Here is a 15,467-nt window from a genome sequence, read left to right on the forward strand (position 1 = left end):
ACTCAGTCTTTCACCGATATGTTTATTTTCCGTACCAGCCGCTCGGCTTCCGGCCGGTCGAGATCGATCGCCAGAAGTCCGTTCTTCAACTCAGCACCGAGGATCTTCATGCCGTCGGCGAGCACGAAGACGCGCTGAAACTGGCGTGCGGCGATACCGCGATGGAGAAATTCGCGTTGCAGGTCGTCGCTTTGACGACCGCGAACGGTCAATTCATTGTCCTCGACGGTGATCTCGAGATCGGATTCGGCGAAGCCGGCCACGGCAAGCGTGATGCGCAGCCGCTCACTCGTTTCGTCGTCACACCGCAGGCGTTCGATGTTGTAGGGCGGATAGGCATCGCCATTCTTGGCGACCCGCTCCAGTCTTTTTTCGATGGCATCGAAGCCCAGCAGGAGCGGGCTCGAAAAAGGCGTCATACGCGTCATTCAACATGTCCTCAAAGAGCGACGTGGAAAGGCTGAAACCCGGATGGCATTTCGGCCCGTGCCCCTGATATGGTCTGCCGCCGTTTCAAGTTCAAGGACATGTCGAGGGGGAACACGGTGGCTGCAGCGCGCAAGATCATTATTGACACCGACCCGGGCCAGGACGACGCCATTGCCATATTGCTGGCGCTTGCCAGCCCGGAGCTGGACGTGCTGGGACTGACCGCCGTTGCCGGCAATGTGCCGCTCGCCCTGACCGAGAAGAACGCGCGCAAGATATGCGAACTCGCCGGCCAGCCGCAGACCCGCGTTTTCGCAGGGGCGGTGCGGCCATTGGCGCGACCGCTGGTGACCGCCGAGCACGTGCATGGCCGTACCGGTCTCGACGGCCCTGACCTGCCAGAACCGACCATGTCGCTGGAAAAGCAATATGCAGTCGATTTTATCGTCGAGACACTGATGCGGGAGCCGGCCGGCAGCGTGACGCTCTGCGCGCTTGGACCGCTCACCAACCTGGCGCTTGCGATGATCCGCGAGCCGGCCATCGTGCCGCGTATCGGCGAGATCGTGCTGATGGGTGGCGGCTATTTCGAGCAGGGCAATGTCACGCCGTCGGCCGAGTTCAACATCTATGTCGACCCGCAGGCTGCGGATGTGGTCTTCTCGGCGGGTGCGCCGATCGTCATGATGCCTCTGGACGTCACCCACAAGGCGCTGACAACGCGCAAGCGCGTCGACGTGTTCCGCGTTATGGGCACGAGGGTGGGCACCGCCACGGCGGAGTTGCTCGACTTCTTCGAGCGTTTCGACGAGCAGAAATACGGCACGGATGGCGGCCCGCTGCACGACCCTTGCGTGATTGCCTATCTTCTGGAGCCAACTCTGTTTTCGGGCCGCCACTGCAACGTCGCGGTCGAAACCCGTTCCGAACTGACGATGGGTGCCACCGTGGTGGACTGGTGGCATGTATCCGGGCGGCCGAGGAACGCGATGGTGATGCGCGATATCGATGCCGACGGCTTTTTCGCCCTGATCGCCGAGCGGTTGGCGCGCCTGTAGGCCCTCAACCGCCTTCGATCTCGCGCTCCAGCGCGGCCATGTGCGGCTCTGCGGCTGCCAGTGCTGCGCGCTCGACGGCCCTGAACCGGCTGACGACCGCGAGCCCGATCGGTGTCAACTGCGCGCCGCCGCCCTTCCTGCCGCCTTTCTGGGTGTCGAGAACCGGCTTGCCGAACAGCGTGTTCATCTCCTCGACCAGTTCCCAGGCGCGCTTGTAGGACATGTTCATGTGCCGCGCGCCGGCAGAGATCGAGCCGAAGGCCGCGATCTGTTCCAGCAATTCGATCTTGCCGGGGCCGATATGCCCCTTGGGACCGAATTTGATGCGCAGGCTGAGGGACGGCACGGCCAGCCTCTAATTTGAACCAAACACGCCCGCGTTTATGCAGCAACCAGGACGGCGGGGCTACCGGGGAAGAGCGAAATCACGCCCCCGCCTCCGCGCGTTCGACGTCATCGCGCAGCGGAATCGATGGCTGCGCACCGGGCGTGAGGCACGCCAGCGAACCGGCGATCGCCGCCTGTCTCATCGCGACATCAAGAGCCTTGCCCTCCGCCAGGCCGGCCGCGAGATAGCCGCAGAAGGTATCGCCCGCGCCGACCGTATCGACAGGCGTGATGGACAGCCCCCTGGCGCGGAACAGAGCTTCCGGGCTGGCCGCGACGACACCGTCCGCGCCGAGGGTCACCACCATGGTTCTGCCGGTCTCTGCCGCGAAGACACGCATCCGCGCCTCGCGGTCGCCGCCCGCGAGCTTCAATGCGTCGGCGTAGAGGTCGAACTCTGTCTCGTTGGCGACGACATAATCGGCCTGCGCGAGAAGTGCGGCGGCATCGGCACGGAACGGCGCGGTGTTGAGCAATGACACGGCGCCGGCTGCGCGGGCAGCGGAAAGGGAAGCCTCCACGGTTTCAATGGGAATTTCGAGCTGGAGGAGCAGGTGATCGCCGGGTGCAAGCCGCGCCGCGCCGACATCGTGTGGGACAAGCGTTCCGTTGCCGCCGGGAATGACCGCGATGACGTTCTCGCCCGATGCGTCAACCAGGATCACCGCGATCCCCGTTGCCGTATCGGCGACACGCACGGCGGAGAGATCGACGCCGCCCGCTTTGAGCAAGTCCAGTGCCTGGTCGGCGAAGGCGTCGCTGCCGACGGCACCGACCATGCGCACCTGCGCGCCGGCACGTCGGGCCGCCAGTGCCTGGTTGGCGCCCTTGCCGCCCGACGCGGTCGCAAACCCGTTGCCGGGCACGGTCTCACCCGGGCCAGGCAGGCGTTCCACCCCGGCCACAAGATCGAGATTGATGGAACCGATGACGGCGATCATTGCACAGCCTCCCTGATCAGGTCCGCTCTGCTCTAGCCAGTTTTGCGTCGCCACGTAAGGGCTCAGCCCGTCAGTTGGCCGGCTTCCCAACCGAGAATGGCGCGTTTGCGCGTCAGGCCCCAGTGATAGCCGGTCAGAGCGCCCGACTTGCCGAGCGCGCGGTGGCAGGGCACGACGAACGACACCGGATTGGCACCCACCGCAGCGCCCACCGCGCGGCTTGCGGCCGGATTGCCGATCTCGGCGGCGAGCGACGAATAGGTCCGAGCGCGGTTCATCGGAATCTTCAGCAGCGCCTCCCACACACGGATCTGGAAGTCCGAACCGATGAGCACGACACGCAGCGGCTCCTGCGGGCGCCAGCGTGCGGGATCGAAGATGCGCGCGGCATAGGGTGCGGTCGCCGACAGATCCTCGACATAGTCGGCGTTGCGCCAGCGGCCCGCCATGTCCTCGAAGGCTTCGCGCTCCTCGCCGTGGTCGCAAAAGGCGAGGCCCGCCAGGCCGCGATCGGTGACCATGACAAGCGCGAGGCCGAACGGCGACAGATGATAGCCGTAGCGTATGGTCAGGCCCTTGCCACGGCTCTTGTAGTCTCCCGGAGACATCGCCTCGTGTGTGACGAACAGATCGTGCAGCCGGCCGGGGCCCGACATGCCGACCTCGAAGGCCGCATCGAGCAGCGGCAGGCCTTCATCGAGCAGCCTGCGAGCGTGATCGAGCGTCACCGCCTGAAGGAAGCCCTTGGGCGACAGCCCGGCCCAGCGGGTGAACAGCTTCTGCAAGCCGGTCGGCGTCTCGCCGACCTCGCTGGCCAACGCCTCGAGCGACGGCTGGTCACGATAGTCGAGGCTGATCTTCTCGATCGCGCGGCGGACGACTTCGTAGTCGTCGCCCTCCGGGGTCACGTCGCGCTGCAGGATTGCGGTCTGTGCGTTCATGGCGATATCTCCTTGTGCGGCAATATCGCCATCGGCGCGGCTTTCCGCCACCCGAATCCTGCCTATCCGGCTCTGGCCGTGGCTAGTGCCCGGCCGAAGGCGGTGGCAAAGCTCTCACGATCGTCGGGATTGAGGAACGACCCGAGCGCCACCTGCCTGCCTTCGCCCTCCACCGCCATGCCGGTGATGCCGATTTCTTCGTGGCGGGCGACGCGGAAGCGTGTCCAGAACGGGTTGAAGCGGTGTGCCTCCTCGCGGCCCGATGGCGCGACCTTGACGATGTCGAGGGCGGTGCGCGAGACCGAGACCATCTCGCGGGCACGGGCAGCTCGGTAGTTCATCTGGAACGCGACATAGAGCAGGATGACGTCGAGCCCGAAGAAGCCGAAGATCGGCCACGCCCCCATCGAGAGGAACAGCGCCCCGGTTCCCAGCCACATGAAGGCCACCACGGCCATCAATACCCAGAAGCCGGTTCGGCCAAGCGACCGGTATGGCACCAGGAGGGCGCGGAAAATCGGTTCGTCGGCGGCTTTCGTTTCGGTCATTGGCGAGAGTATAGAGGGCGTATGGAAAAGCCCAAAAGTAAAATTGGCGCGAGCGCGAAACCACCTGCAGACAAGCCCCGCCAGCCGACACGGCGAAAGCTGACAGTCTATACGAAGGCCGAGGTCGAGGAAATCTTTCGCCGTTTTGAAGTGCAGCGGCCAGAGCCGAGAGGCGAACTCGAACACGTCAATCCATTCACGCTGCTGGTCGCGGTCGTGCTATCGGCGCAGGCGACCGATGCGGGCGTCAACAAGGCGACGCGCAAGCTTTTCGAGGCCGCTGACACACCGGAAACGATGCTGGCGCTCGGCGAGGAACGCGTCGGCGATTTCATCCGCACCATCGGGCTGTGGCGGAACAAGGCGAAGAACGTCATCGCGCTCAGCGAAGCACTGATCCGCGAATTCGGCGGAGAGGTCCCGTCGACGCGCGACGCGCTGATCACCCTGCCCGGCGTGGGGCGCAAGACGGCAAATGTCGTGCTCAACATGTCGTTCGGCCAGCACACCATGGCCGTGGACACCCACATCTTTCGCATCGGCAACCGTATCGGGCTCGCGCCGGGCAAGACGCCCGACAAGGTCGAGGACGCCCTGGTGCGCATCATTCCCGACCACTACATGCGTCATGCGCATCACTGGCTGATCCTGCACGGACGTTACGTGTGCAAGGCGCGCAAGCCGGACTGCCCGGCCTGCGTCATCGCCGACATCTGCAAGTCGACGGAGAAGACGACGTCAATACCCGCACCACTCGTCGAGATCGAGACGCTGCCCGCAGCTCAGTAGAACACGCCGCGCGCCATCATCGCGGCAAGCACCGGTATGAGAAGCAGCACGAAGCCCTGGCCGTGAAGGAATGGGCGCAGCGAGGCGATCTCTTCCCTTGTCACAGAATAGGCCGGGTCGGTCTTGGCAGCCGCCAGCCAGCGGCGGAAGCGGATAGTCGGTGGGACCGAGAGGATGCCGACAAGCGCGACGGCCGCCATCTTGGCCCAGAACACGCCGTAGCCGGAATAATATTCCCAGCCCTTCAGGCCCCAGATGACGCGGGCGATGCCGACAATGATGACGCCCGTCGCCACCGCCCCGTACACCCCATCGATCCGGGCGAGGCGCGCGACGCCATCGCCCGTCAGCCCTGGCTTCAGCACGGCCACCTCCACCGCGTAGATGGCGAACATCGAGAACACCAGCACATGGTGCAGGCTTGCGAGAATGAGGTCCGACGCCATGATCTGTCCCGACGGTTGAAAGCGTGACGAGAAGCTAGCGCATAACTTTACATTGTCAAGATCTGACCGGTGGCCCGGTTCCTGGCTCTCACCCGCGCACACGAGGCGTGTAGCCGCCCGCTTCCAGCGGGACGCCATCGTCGCGCGCGGAGACCATCTTGTGGAGATGCACCATCATCGCGGCCGCAAACAGGGGGGTCAGCAGATTGACCAGCGGGATCGACAGAACGCCGGCAATCAGAAGGCCGGCTGCAAAGACGGTGCCGCCATGACGCCTGCGCAACGCCTTGGCGTCAGCTTCGGTGCGGAAGCGCATGGCGGCGAATTCGAAGAACTCGCGACCGAGCAGGTAGCCGTTGACGATGAAGAAGGCGGCGATGTTGACGCCGGGGATCAGGAGCAGGAACAGGGCAAGGAGGTTGCCGAGAATGACGATGAGCAGGAACTTCACCGACACGATCACTGCTCTTGCCATCGGCAGCGGCCGCCCAGGCGGATCGAGCGGATAGTCGTCGCGTTCGATGACCTCGGCGACATCGTCGAGGAACAAGCCCGCAACCAGGGCCGTGATGGGCGCGATCAGGAGCCCGAGACCCAGGGCAAGCACGAGGCTTGCAAGGATCGCGGCGGCGAAACCGAGCCATCCGGCCCATTGCGGAAGGTCCGGCAGCATATCGAGCAGAGGCGGCAGCGCGAATGCCTCGAACGTCGCCGTGATTGCGAACCATAGCCCGATCAGCGCGAGGATCGTCAATCCCAGCGATTTGAAGAAGGCCGCACGAAACTCCTTCGTGAACAACCGGTTGACGGCGGCAAGCGCCGCTTCGAGGATCATGAAGTCTCCACCATGGTCCGCAGATAGGAGGCAGCCGTCACCTTCGCAAGGCATCCCGCCAATGGCGGGCCATGCCGCCGCACGCATGCGCGCGACGGCGGCAGTCAGAAGTTGGCGAGATTGCGCAGCCGAGCGGCGAAGGGCTGGACGGCGTCGGCATGGGCCGCGCCCTCGCTTCGCAAAGCACGCAGGCCATCGACGAGCTTGCGCATGTCATCGACCATCGCCCGCTTTTCATCCTCGGAGAGGCCCTGGATCGAACTCAGCCTCTCGCCCAACCCGTCATGGATGGCCTCGAACTCCTCGGGCGGTATGAGCGCGATCAGGCCCTTGAGGGTGTTGTCGTAGGCCTCGCGCCAGGTTTCGCGTGAGAACCCGGCAGCCGCGATGAGGCCGTCCTGTTCCGCGTCGAACTCGTACCAGTCATCGGCGGCCTCGCCATCATAATAGATCGCCTCGCCGCGTGACGGCGACAGCTCCTCCAGTATGTCCGCGACGATGGCGACATCGCCGCTGCCGAAGGCGAGCGCATGACTTGCATGCAGCAGAGCGCCAAGCCCCAGAACGAGCGCGACAAGCGCATATCGCAGTGCCGTTCCCATTCTAGTAGCCACCACGTTTGTAGCATTCGCGCATGACCGTCTCCTGCGCCTTCTGCGCCTGGGATCGTGCGACCATGCCGCCGGCGGTCGAGGCCACCTGTGCGGCAACCGCGCCACCGCGTCCACCAAAGCCGCCGAAGCTGCCCACCATGCCAAGAGCACTTCCGAGCATCGCCGAATTGGCCTGGGCCTGGATCGCCTTGTCGCAGGGGTCCGACTTCTTGCCTTCGCTATGGCGGCTCTGGCCACCAGACTTTGACGACGCCGCCATCTCGGGTGAACTTGTGCCCGAGGTCTGGCTGCATCCAGCCGCCATTGCGCATAGCAGCACGATGGCAAGGCTCCTCATGGCCCGCTCCTTGCTGGTGGTCTCGGCGCGCCGTCGCTGCGCATCAGCAGCGCCTGTTGGAATAGAAATACGAGTGCTTTCATCAGCCTTTTCCTGTCTTCGATTTCGATTGGTCGATGCCGACGAGCCGGCCCCCGCGGCGAGGGCCGGCCCGTGGACGGGCAAGGCGCGAGGTACTGGAACCAGCCGCATTGGACCTTGCCCGCGAATGCACGCGGACTGCCGACCGAGGGCCACCGGCGGCAGACCGAATTGCATGGAGCGCGAATAGGCCAGGCAGGCGCGCGCCTTCAACGCGAAAGCCTGCGCGCATAACTTTCGCCATGGCGCATAGTTTTGCGGGTGTCAGACCAGGCGGGTTCTAGGGGGTGGTACGGCGACGTTCGCGGCGATCGCGCGCCGGCGAGACGCCAAAACGCCGTCGGTAGGCGTTGATGAAATTGGTCGGATGCGCATAGCCGACCTGCCACGCGATGCTCTTCAGGGGCATCGTGGACCCGCCATCGAGCATCTGGCGGGCGATATCGAGCCGTGCGTCGCGCAGATGGTCGAAGACGGTGGTCCCATACAGGACGCGAAAGCCTTCGTTGAGGCGCCAGGCGCTCAATCCCACCGCATGGGCGAGAGCGTGCAGATCGGGTGGCGTGCGCAGGTCTTGCAGCAATCTTTCCCGCGCCTCGCGCACACGCGTTGTCTCGCGCGCCGAGAGCGAGCCGGAATGCGGCGCATCTGCCAAGAGCTCCAGCATCTGCGCGAGATACTCGAGCGACCTGGCCTGGCGACGCAAGCCGGCAAGCTCCCCGCCGCTACGCGGATCCAGAAGATCGTTGGCAAGCCGCGACATCGACGACGCCTTCAATGGCCGCATCATGCAGAATGGACGTCCGCCGCCGCGCAGGCGGCTGATCAGCCCGGGAAGCGGATCGCCTCCGGCTAGTTCGTCGATGGCCTCGGGCGCGACAACCAGGCCCGCCGTTGCCCACGGCCTGTTCGGCTGGATGTGATAGGCGACCGGCATTTCAGGCGTCAGTGCATAAAAGCTGCGCTGGTTGCGCCAGCTCTGTTCCTCAGCGCCGATGGCAGCGATATGGCCGGCGCCGCCCAGCATGCTGCCCAGCACGATCCAGCCGGGCGGTGTCACGCCCTCGGGGGACAGGACATAGGGATGCGTGGAAATGCCCTCTACGGTGACGAGATGAAAGCCGGGCCGCAGCTCGACTCCCTCCATCGAACCACGAAACGGTCCGTCACGAAATTCGGCGCGGCCGGCGCGGTATTCCTGCGCTCCAAGCCCATTGTCGAATTCGAATGACCAGCTTTCGGCCATGCCCGCCACCGCTGCAACCAGAGGATGCGCGCCTATACGCGAATCCGACGGGATTGAACAGCCTTGCCCGTCGGGCTTGCATTTCAGAGCACAGGCGATAAACCCGACCGGTGTTCAGACCCGGACGGCAGCCGCCGGCCGGCCCTTCGGAGATCGTTCATGAGCCAATATGACGTGCTGTGCATCGGCAACGCCATCGTCGACATCATCGCACGCTGCGACGAGGCGTTTCTCAGCGACAACGGCATCATAAAAGGCGCCATGAACCTCATCGACGCGGAACGGGCCGAACTGCTGTACAGCCGTATGGGACCCGCGATCGAAGCATCGGGAGGCAGCGCGGGCAACACGGCGGCCGGCATCGCGAGCCTCGGCGGACGCGCCGCCTATTTCGGCAAGGTCTCCAGTGACCATCTCGGCACGATCTACACGCACGACATCCGTGCGCAGGGTGTCGCGTTCGATACGCGGCCCCTTGAAGGCACGCCGCCGACCGCGCGCTCGATGATCTTCGTCACGCCCGACGGCGAGCGATCGATGAACACCTATCTGGGCGCCTGCGTGGAACTCGGGCCGGAAGACGTCGAGCCGGAGAAGGCCGCGGGCGCCAAGGTCACCTATTTCGAAGGATATCTGTGGGACCCGCCGCGCGCCAAGGAAGCCATCAGACTGACGGCCGGACATGCACATGCAGCCGGGCGCGAAGTGTCGATGACGCTGTCGGATTCCTTTTGCGTCGACCGCTACCGCGACGAATTCCTCGAGCTGATGCGCTCAGGCATGGTCGATATCGTCTTCGCCAACGAGAGCGAGTTGAAGGCGCTCTACCAGACGTCGTCGTTCGAGGCCGGACTCGACGCGATCCGGAAGGACTGCAAGCTGGCGGTCGTGACACGTTCGGAGCACGGCTCCGTCGCCGTGCGCGGCAATGAAACGGTTGTGATCGAGGCGATCGAGATCACCGAACTGGTCGATACGACGGGCGCCGGCGACCTTTACGCCGCCGGCTTCCTGCACGGTTACACCACCGGGAAAAGCCTCGCCGATTGCGGCGCGCTCGGTTCGCTCGCCGCCGGCCTCGTGATCCAGCAGATCGGTCCCCGCCCCCGCCAGAACCTCAAGGAAGAAGCACAGCAGCGCGGCCTCGCCTGAGGCCCGCCATCTCAGACGTGCTGGCCGCCATTGATGTGGATTTCGGAACCGGTGACGTAGGACGCCTGGTCCGAGCACAGGAAGAAGATGATGTCTGCGACTTCGGCGGTCGATCCGAGGCGCCGCAGTGGGATCGTCTCGACGATCTTGTCGGTGCCGGGCGACAGGATAGCCGTATCGATCTCGCCCGGCGCGATGGCATTGACGCGGATGCCGTGGGGGCCAAAATCGGCGGCCATCTCGCGCGTCAGCGAACCCAGCGCCGCCTTGGAGGTCGCATAGGCGGTGCCGGCAAACGGATGCACCCTGCTGCCGACGATCGACGTCACGTTGACGATCGACCCCTTCGCGGTTGCCAGTTCCTTGAACAGGCCGCGTCCAAGCATGATCGGTGCGAAGAAGTTCACCTGGAACACGTCGCGCCAGACATGCATCGGCGTCTCGATCGAGTTCATTCGGGCGCCACCATCGAGTTTCGGCGAAATCGCGGCGTTGTTGATCAGCGCGTCGAGCCGCCCGCCGTCGGCTTCGAGGCGGTGACGTATCTCGGCCACTGCGCTGCCGACACCCTCGGGATCGGACAGATCGACCTTGATGTGGTTCTCCGGCCCCGATGGCCACGGGCAATCCTCGGCAAAAGCCTGCCGCGAACAGGTGATCACCCGCCACCCTTCCCTTGAGAAGCGCTTCACCGTGGCGTGGCCGATACCCCGGCTGGCGCCGGTCAGAACGAGGGTCTTGCGAGGATCTGCGTCGGACATCGGGAATCTCCTGCCGCGCTATCTAGCGGAAGCCATGGGCGATAGCGAGAGCACGATTGCGTGTCAGTTGCCCAGGATGACGTCCATGATCGAGCCGACGCCGCCCATCGCCTGGGGGCGCGTCTCGCTCGCGGGAACCGGACGCTCGATCGACGCGGTCCGGTCGTCCAGCGGGTCCTGCGCGCGCAGGATATCCTCGACCTTGGCGAGCACGCCGCCGCCGCTCCAGCCGCCGGGAAGCTGCGCCACCGGCACGCCTTCATGGGCGGCGGCCATGAACTCGTTCCACGCCAGCGCCGGCATCGAACCGCCGGTGTTCTTGGTCGGCGAGCCATCGTCGTTGCCGAACCAGACGCCGGTCGTCAGATTGGCGGTGTAACCGACGAACCACGCGTCGCGGGCGTTCTGCGTGGTTCCGGTCTTGCCGGCGGCAGGCCAGCCGAATGCCGCCTTGCGGGCTGTGCCCTGCGAGACGGTCTGCGCCATCATGGCATTCATCATCCCGATGACTTCCGGTCGCGCGACGCGCGGGCCGGTCGCGGGACGGTGCTCGTACAGCACCTCGCCCTTGGCCGTCTTCACCCGTTTGACGAAATGGATGTCCGGCCGGTAGCCGCCATTGGCAAAGGGCACATAGGCGGCGGTGAGCTCCAGAGGGGTCACCTCGGAGGTCCCAAGGGCGATCGACAGGTTCGGCTGGAGGTCGGATTCCACCCCCATGCGCCATGCCGTCTCGACTACGGCAGACGGGCCGACCTCGCGGGCAAGTTGCACGGCGACAGAATTGAGCGATTTCGCCAGCGCGTCGGTCAGGCTCACCTGGCCGTAATATTTGTCGTTGTAGTTGCGCGGCGCCCACTTGCCATACTTGACCGGGGCATCGTTTCGGGTCGTATCGGGCGTGAGCCCGGCTTCCATCGCCGCCATGTAAACGAAGGGCTTGAACGCAGAGCCGGGCTGACGGCGCGCCTCGGAGACCCGGTCGAACTGGCTGGTGGCGTAGTCGTATCCGCCGACCATGGCCCGCACCGCGCCGGTGGAATCGATCGACACCAACGCTCCCTGGCTGACGCTATGCGTCTTGCCCTGCTCGTCGATCAAGCGGCGGATCGAGGCTTCGGCGAACGTCTGGAGCACAAGGTCTGCCGTCGTCTCCACGATAATGTCCTGCCTGACCTCGCCGATGAGTTCGGGCAGTTCCTCCATCACCCGGTCGGCGAAATAGTGTTCCGAACCCGTCCAGTGGGCCGGCGTGCGCGAGGCAGGCGAACTCATCGCCGTGGCAAGCTCGCCGTCGCCGATGCGATCCTGATCGCGCATGGCGGACAAGACGAGCTGGGCACGGCGCTCGGCAGCAGCGGGATTGCGTGCCGGTGACAGCCGGGAAGGCGCTTGCAGAAGGCCAGCCAGCAGCGCGGCCTCCGGCAGCGAGACATCGCGTGCCGACTTGCCGAAATAGCGCCGTGAGGCTGCCTCGACGCCATAGGAGCCGGAACCGAAATAGACCCGGTTCAGGTACATTTCGAGAATCTGGTCCTTCGAATATTCATGCTCCAGCCATAGGGCCATCAGCACTTCCTGGACTTTGCGCTCGATCGTGCGCTCCGGCTTCAGGAACAGGTTCTTGGCAAGCTGCTGGGTCAGCGTCGAACCACCCTGGCTGATCCGGCCCCTGGCCACGTTGGCGACCATGGCGCGGCCGAGGCCGATGGGGTCGATGCCGAAATGCGAATAGAAGCGGCGATCCTCGATCGCCATGACCGCTTGCGGGATATAGGGCGACATCTCGTGCAGGCCGATCGCCTCGCCGCCGGTCATGCCGCGATTGGCGACGAGCTGGCCGTTAACCGAGACGATGCGCACGTTGGGCGGCCGGTCTGGGATAGCCCATGTGGTGGCCGCCGGCATCTGCGCGCCGTAATAGGCAACGATGCCGACACCGGCGATGCCGCCCCACAGGCACATCACCATGCCCCAATACATAGCGCCACGCATTAGCGCGAAGATGCCGCCGCGCTTGCCCTTGCCGCGCGATCGCCTGCTAGCCGACGTCTTGCGCGATCCGCCGCGCTGCTTTGCGGCCGGCTTTTTCTTGCGGGTGGACGGAACGACACGGTCGTCCTCACCGACGAAGAAGCCGGCGGATGATTCATCTCGCACCGACGCTTCGAAAGTCGGCTCGATGCGTGCGCTTTTCTTTCGGCTGGCCATTCCGTCCGCAGTCTCATCCCTGCCCAGGGGTTCCGGGCTGACGGGTGTCGGATGGAGACTAATTGGGGCGTTTTAATGGGGCGTTAAACAAGCCACCCGCCGCGATACGATCGCGACGGGTGGCTCGGTTGCTTGAAAACGGGATCAGACGTCCAGATTGGCCACAGAGAGCGCATTTTCCTGGATGAAATCGCGGCGTGGCTCGACTTCGTCGCCCATCAGGCGGGCAAACAGCGAGTCTGCGTCTGTCGCGTCGTTGACCTTGACCTGGAGCAGCGAACGCACATTCGGGTCGAGCGTCGTCTCCCAGAGCTGCTCGGCATTCATCTCGCCAAGACCCTTGTAGCGCTGGACGGAGAGGCCCTTGCGGCCGACCGCAAAGACGGCATCGAGCAAGGCCAGCGGTCCGGTGATGGTTTCCGACGTGTCACGGCGGCGCAGGACAGGCTGGTTTTCGTAGATCTCCTGCAGGCGGGCCGTGTAGCGGTCGAGCGCGCGCGCATCGGCGGAGCCGAGCAGCCCGGCATCGAGCGTCACGAGTTCGCGCACGCCGCGCACCGTCCGCTCGAAGACGAGGCCGCCGGCGCCTTCATTTGACGGATTGACCCTACCCTCCCAGCCGCGCTCCGTCTCCTCGGAAATGATATCGAGGCGGCGGGCGACATAGGCCGCTGCTTCCGCGGCCAGCGCCGGGTCCGTCAGGATGGCGGCGTTGAGCGCACCGGCGATCGTCGCCTGTTCGACCACCGAACGCGAATAGCGTGTGTGAAGTCCGTTCATCAGGGTGCGCATGGCAAGCGCGTCGTCGATGACGACACGCAGATCCTGCCCGGTCCGCACCTCGCCATTGCCGAGCACCAGCGACGCCTCGTCGAGACCCGATTCGATGAGGAACTCCTCGTACGAGCGCTCGTCCTTGACGTATTGCGCCGACTTGCCGCGCGTCACCTTGTAGAGCGGCGGCTGGGCGATATACAGGTGCCCGCGTTCGATCAGCTCCGGCATCTGGCGGAAGAAGAACGTCAGCAGCAGCGTGCGAATGTGGGCGCCGTCGACGTCGGCGTCGGTCATGATGATGATCTTATGATAGCGCAGCTTCTCGGCGTTGAACTCGTCCTTGCCGATGCCCGTGCCCAGCGCCGTGATCAGCGTGCCGATCATGTCGGAACCGAGCATGCGGTCAAAGCGGGCGCGCTCGACGTTCAGGATCTTGCCGCGTAGCGGCAGGATCGCCTGGTTCTGGCGCGAGCGGCCCGATTTTGCCGAGCCGCCGGCCGAGTCACCCTCGACGATGAAGATCTCGGACTTGGCCGGATCGCGCTCCTGGCAGTCCGCGAGCTTGCCCGGCAGCGAGGTGATGTCGAGCGCACCCTTGCGCCGCGTCAGTTCGCGCGCCTTGCGGGCGGCCTCGCGCGCGGCGGCGGCCTCGACCACCTTGCCGATCAGCACCTTAGCCTCGGCGGGATGTTCCTCGAACCAGGTGTTGAGCGCTTCGTTGACGAGATTTTCGACGACCGGGCGGACTTCGGACGAGACCAGCTTGTCCTTGGTCTGCGAAGAAAACTTGGGGTCGGGTACCTTGACCGACAGCACCGCCGTCAGGCCCTCGCGACAGTCGTCGCCGGTGAGCGAGACCTTCTCCTTCTTGGAGATGCCCGAGCTGTCGGCATAACCCGTCATCTGGCGCGTCAGCGCGCCGCGGAAGCCTGCGAGATGGGTGCCGCCGTCGCGCTGGGGAATGTTGTTGGTGAACGCCAGCACGTTCTCATGGTAGGAATCGTTCCACCACATCGCGACTTCGACGGTGATGCCGTCGCGCTCCGCCTTGATGGCGATCGGCGAGGAGATCAGCGGCTTCTTGGCGCGGTCGAGATATTTGACAAACTCTTCCAGCCCGCCATCATAGTGCAATTCGATCTGCTTGACATCGGCATGGCGGTTGTCGGTGAGGACGATGCGCACGCCGGAGTTCAAGAAGGCGAGTTCGCGCAGCCGGTGCTCCAGCGTGCCGTAGTCGAACTCGGTCTTTGTGAAGGTCTGCGTCGAGGGCAGGAAGGTGATCTCGGTGCCCGAGCGCCCTTCATTCGTGCCGGGCTGGTGGTTTTCGGCATAGGTGCCGGTAACCGCCAGCGGCGCGTCGGCGTTGCCGTGGGTGAAGCTCATCTCGTGGATCTGGCCCGCCTGCCGGACCTTAAGCCTGAGCTGCGTCGACAGCGCATTGACGACCGAGACGCCCACGCCGTGCAGGCCGCCCGAAACCTTGTAGGAATTCTGGTCGAACTTTCCGCCGGCGTGTAGCTGGGTCATGATGACTTCAGCGGCCGAAATTCCTTCGCCCGTGTGGATGCCGGTCGGTATGCCGCGGCCATTGTCGATAACGGTGCAGGAACCGTCCGGGTTGAGCGTCACAGATACCAGGTCGGCATGACCGGCCAGCGCCTCGTCGATTGCGTTGTCGACGACCTCGTAGACCATGTGATGCAGGCCGGAGCCGTCGTCGGTGTCGCCGATATACATGCCCGGCCGCTTGCGTACCGCATCCAGGCCCTTGAGAACCTTGATGGAATCAGCGCCGTACTCAGCGTTGCCGCCGTTGCCGCTTTCGGTCTCGTCGCTCATGAAAGTCCAATCTTGCCGTTCTTGAAAGGCGACGGATCGAACAGGTTCGAATCACCGCCGGAAGATGCTCCA

The 15,467-nt window shown here is 64.7% G+C and carries 16 protein-coding genes; 3 read left to right on the forward strand and 13 right to left on the reverse strand.

The annotated features are described in order from the left end of the window. Positions 1–2: 2 nt before the first annotated feature. A complete protein-coding gene (locus AAFN84_RS11090) occupies positions 3–428 on the reverse strand; it encodes an Hsp20 family protein (protein ID WP_347514610.1) in 426 nt (141 codons plus the stop codon). A 117-nt stretch (positions 429–545) separates the two neighbouring features. Between AAFN84_RS11090 and AAFN84_RS11095 the strand changes: the two genes are divergently transcribed. Next, entirely contained in the window at positions 546–1,487 is a 942-nt protein-coding gene (locus AAFN84_RS11095) for a nucleoside hydrolase (RefSeq protein ID WP_347514611.1), read from the forward strand. A 4-nt stretch (positions 1,488–1,491) separates the two neighbouring features. Here AAFN84_RS11095 and AAFN84_RS11100 read toward each other — a convergent pair whose 3' ends face one another. The 4 genes from AAFN84_RS11100 to AAFN84_RS11115 form a co-directional block, all read right to left on the reverse strand. Beyond that, positions 1,492–1,833, reverse strand: coding sequence for a winged helix-turn-helix domain-containing protein (locus AAFN84_RS11100; protein ID WP_347514612.1), 342 nt, complete (start codon positions 1,831–1,833; stop codon positions 1,492–1,494). Positions 1,834–1,912: 79 nt separating this feature from the next. Next, complete coding sequence (locus AAFN84_RS11105) at positions 1,913–2,815, reverse strand: ribokinase (RefSeq protein WP_347514613.1); 903 nt, start codon at positions 2,813–2,815, stop codon at positions 1,913–1,915. A 62-nt stretch (positions 2,816–2,877) separates the two neighbouring features. Then, positions 2,878–3,756, reverse strand: a complete 879-nt coding sequence (locus AAFN84_RS11110; protein WP_347514614.1) for a bifunctional helix-turn-helix domain-containing protein/methylated-DNA--[protein]-cysteine S-methyltransferase — start codon at positions 3,754–3,756, stop codon at positions 2,878–2,880. A 62-nt stretch (positions 3,757–3,818) separates the two neighbouring features. Next, positions 3,819–4,304 carry a DUF2244 domain-containing protein gene (locus AAFN84_RS11115; RefSeq protein ID WP_347514615.1) on the reverse strand — a complete coding sequence of 162 codons (486 nt, stop codon included), beginning with the start codon at positions 4,302–4,304 and terminating at the stop codon, positions 3,819–3,821. Positions 4,305–4,325: 21 nt separating this feature from the next. Here AAFN84_RS11115 and nth point away from each other — a divergent pair, with 21 nt between their 5' ends. Next, positions 4,326–5,093, forward strand: a complete 768-nt coding sequence (nth, locus tag AAFN84_RS11120) for an endonuclease III (protein ID WP_347514616.1) — start codon at positions 4,326–4,328, stop codon at positions 5,091–5,093. Here the strand turns inward: nth and AAFN84_RS11125 are convergent. From AAFN84_RS11125 to AAFN84_RS11145, 5 genes are all read right to left on the reverse strand, one after another. Further along, on the reverse strand, positions 5,087–5,539 hold the full coding sequence (locus AAFN84_RS11125) for a DUF2214 family protein (protein ID WP_347514617.1): 453 nt from the start codon (positions 5,537–5,539) through the stop codon (positions 5,087–5,089). The two genes, nth and AAFN84_RS11125, sit on opposite strands and share 7 nt — an antisense overlap. A gap of 88 nt (positions 5,540–5,627) precedes the next feature. Further along, a complete protein-coding gene (locus tag AAFN84_RS11130; protein WP_347514618.1) occupies positions 5,628–6,374 on the reverse strand; it encodes a sulfate transporter family protein in 747 nt (248 codons plus the stop codon). Positions 6,375–6,478: 104 nt separating this feature from the next. Then, complete coding sequence (locus AAFN84_RS11135) at positions 6,479–6,976, reverse strand: hypothetical protein (RefSeq protein ID WP_347514619.1); 498 nt, start codon at positions 6,974–6,976, stop codon at positions 6,479–6,481. A gap of 1 nt (position 6,977) precedes the next feature. Next, on the reverse strand, positions 6,978–7,325 hold the full coding sequence (locus AAFN84_RS11140) for a hypothetical protein (protein WP_347514620.1): 348 nt from the start codon (positions 7,323–7,325) through the stop codon (positions 6,978–6,980). A gap of 361 nt (positions 7,326–7,686) precedes the next feature. Continuing rightward, positions 7,687–8,652 carry an AraC family transcriptional regulator gene (locus AAFN84_RS11145; RefSeq protein WP_347514621.1) on the reverse strand — a complete coding sequence of 322 codons (966 nt, stop codon included), beginning with the start codon at positions 8,650–8,652 and terminating at the stop codon, positions 7,687–7,689. Between the two features lie 159 nt (positions 8,653–8,811). On the opposite strand from AAFN84_RS11145, the gene AAFN84_RS11150 reads away from it, so the two are divergent. Then, on the forward strand, positions 8,812–9,804 hold the full coding sequence (locus AAFN84_RS11150) for an adenosine kinase (RefSeq protein WP_347514622.1): 993 nt from the start codon (positions 8,812–8,814) through the stop codon (positions 9,802–9,804). A gap of 11 nt (positions 9,805–9,815) precedes the next feature. Here the strand turns inward: AAFN84_RS11150 and AAFN84_RS11155 are convergent, their stop codons facing one another. The 3 genes from AAFN84_RS11155 to gyrB form a co-directional block, all read right to left on the reverse strand. After that, positions 9,816–10,565, reverse strand: a complete 750-nt coding sequence (locus AAFN84_RS11155) for an SDR family oxidoreductase (RefSeq protein ID WP_347514623.1) — start codon at positions 10,563–10,565, stop codon at positions 9,816–9,818. Positions 10,566–10,628: 63 nt separating this feature from the next. Beyond that, complete coding sequence (locus AAFN84_RS11160; protein WP_347514624.1) at positions 10,629–12,776, reverse strand: transglycosylase domain-containing protein; 2,148 nt, start codon at positions 12,774–12,776, stop codon at positions 10,629–10,631. Between the two features lie 144 nt (positions 12,777–12,920). Next, a complete protein-coding gene (gene gyrB, locus AAFN84_RS11165; protein ID WP_347514625.1) occupies positions 12,921–15,395 on the reverse strand; it encodes a DNA topoisomerase (ATP-hydrolyzing) subunit B in 2,475 nt (824 codons plus the stop codon). Between the last annotated feature and the right edge of the window lie 72 nt (positions 15,396–15,467).

Origin of the sequence: Mesorhizobium sp. CAU 1741 (assembly GCF_039839275.1) — a bacterium.
Classification (GTDB): domain Bacteria; phylum Pseudomonadota; class Alphaproteobacteria; order Rhizobiales; family Rhizobiaceae; genus Aerobium.

Excerpts from the sequence above, each read along its gene's own strand:
- AAFN84_RS11115 (WP_347514615.1), bottom strand. The coding sequence starts at position 4,304 with ATGACCGAAACGAAAGCCGCCGACGAACCGATTTTCCGCGCCCTCCTG.
- AAFN84_RS11155 (WP_347514623.1), bottom strand. The coding sequence starts at position 10,565 with ATGTCCGACGCAGATCCTCGCAAGACCCTCGTTCTGACCGGCGCCAGC.
- AAFN84_RS11110 (WP_347514614.1), bottom strand. The coding sequence starts at position 3,756 with ATGAACGCACAGACCGCAATCCTGCAGCGCGACGTGACCCCGGAGGGC.
- AAFN84_RS11105 (WP_347514613.1), bottom strand. The coding sequence starts at position 2,815 with ATGATCGCCGTCATCGGTTCCATCAATCTCGATCTTGTGGCCGGGGTG.
- AAFN84_RS11135 (WP_347514619.1), bottom strand. The coding sequence starts at position 6,976 with ATGGGAACGGCACTGCGATATGCGCTTGTCGCGCTCGTTCTGGGGCTT.
- AAFN84_RS11150 (WP_347514622.1), top strand. The coding sequence starts at position 8,812 with ATGAGCCAATATGACGTGCTGTGCATCGGCAACGCCATCGTCGACATC.
- AAFN84_RS11145 (WP_347514621.1), bottom strand. The coding sequence starts at position 8,652 with ATGGCCGAAAGCTGGTCATTCGAATTCGACAATGGGCTTGGAGCGCAG.
- AAFN84_RS11140 (WP_347514620.1), bottom strand. The coding sequence starts at position 7,325 with ATGAGGAGCCTTGCCATCGTGCTGCTATGCGCAATGGCGGCTGGATGC.
- AAFN84_RS11125 (WP_347514617.1), bottom strand. The coding sequence starts at position 5,539 with ATGGCGTCGGACCTCATTCTCGCAAGCCTGCACCATGTGCTGGTGTTC.
- AAFN84_RS11160 (WP_347514624.1), bottom strand. The coding sequence starts at position 12,776 with ATGGCCAGCCGAAAGAAAAGCGCACGCATCGAGCCGACTTTCGAAGCG.
- nth (WP_347514616.1), top strand. The coding sequence starts at position 4,326 with ATGGAAAAGCCCAAAAGTAAAATTGGCGCGAGCGCGAAACCACCTGCA.
- AAFN84_RS11130 (WP_347514618.1), bottom strand. The coding sequence starts at position 6,374 with ATGATCCTCGAAGCGGCGCTTGCCGCCGTCAACCGGTTGTTCACGAAG.
- gyrB (WP_347514625.1), bottom strand. The coding sequence starts at position 15,395 with ATGAGCGACGAGACCGAAAGCGGCAACGGCGGCAACGCTGAGTACGGC.
- AAFN84_RS11090 (WP_347514610.1), bottom strand. The coding sequence starts at position 428 with ATGACGCGTATGACGCCTTTTTCGAGCCCGCTCCTGCTGGGCTTCGAT.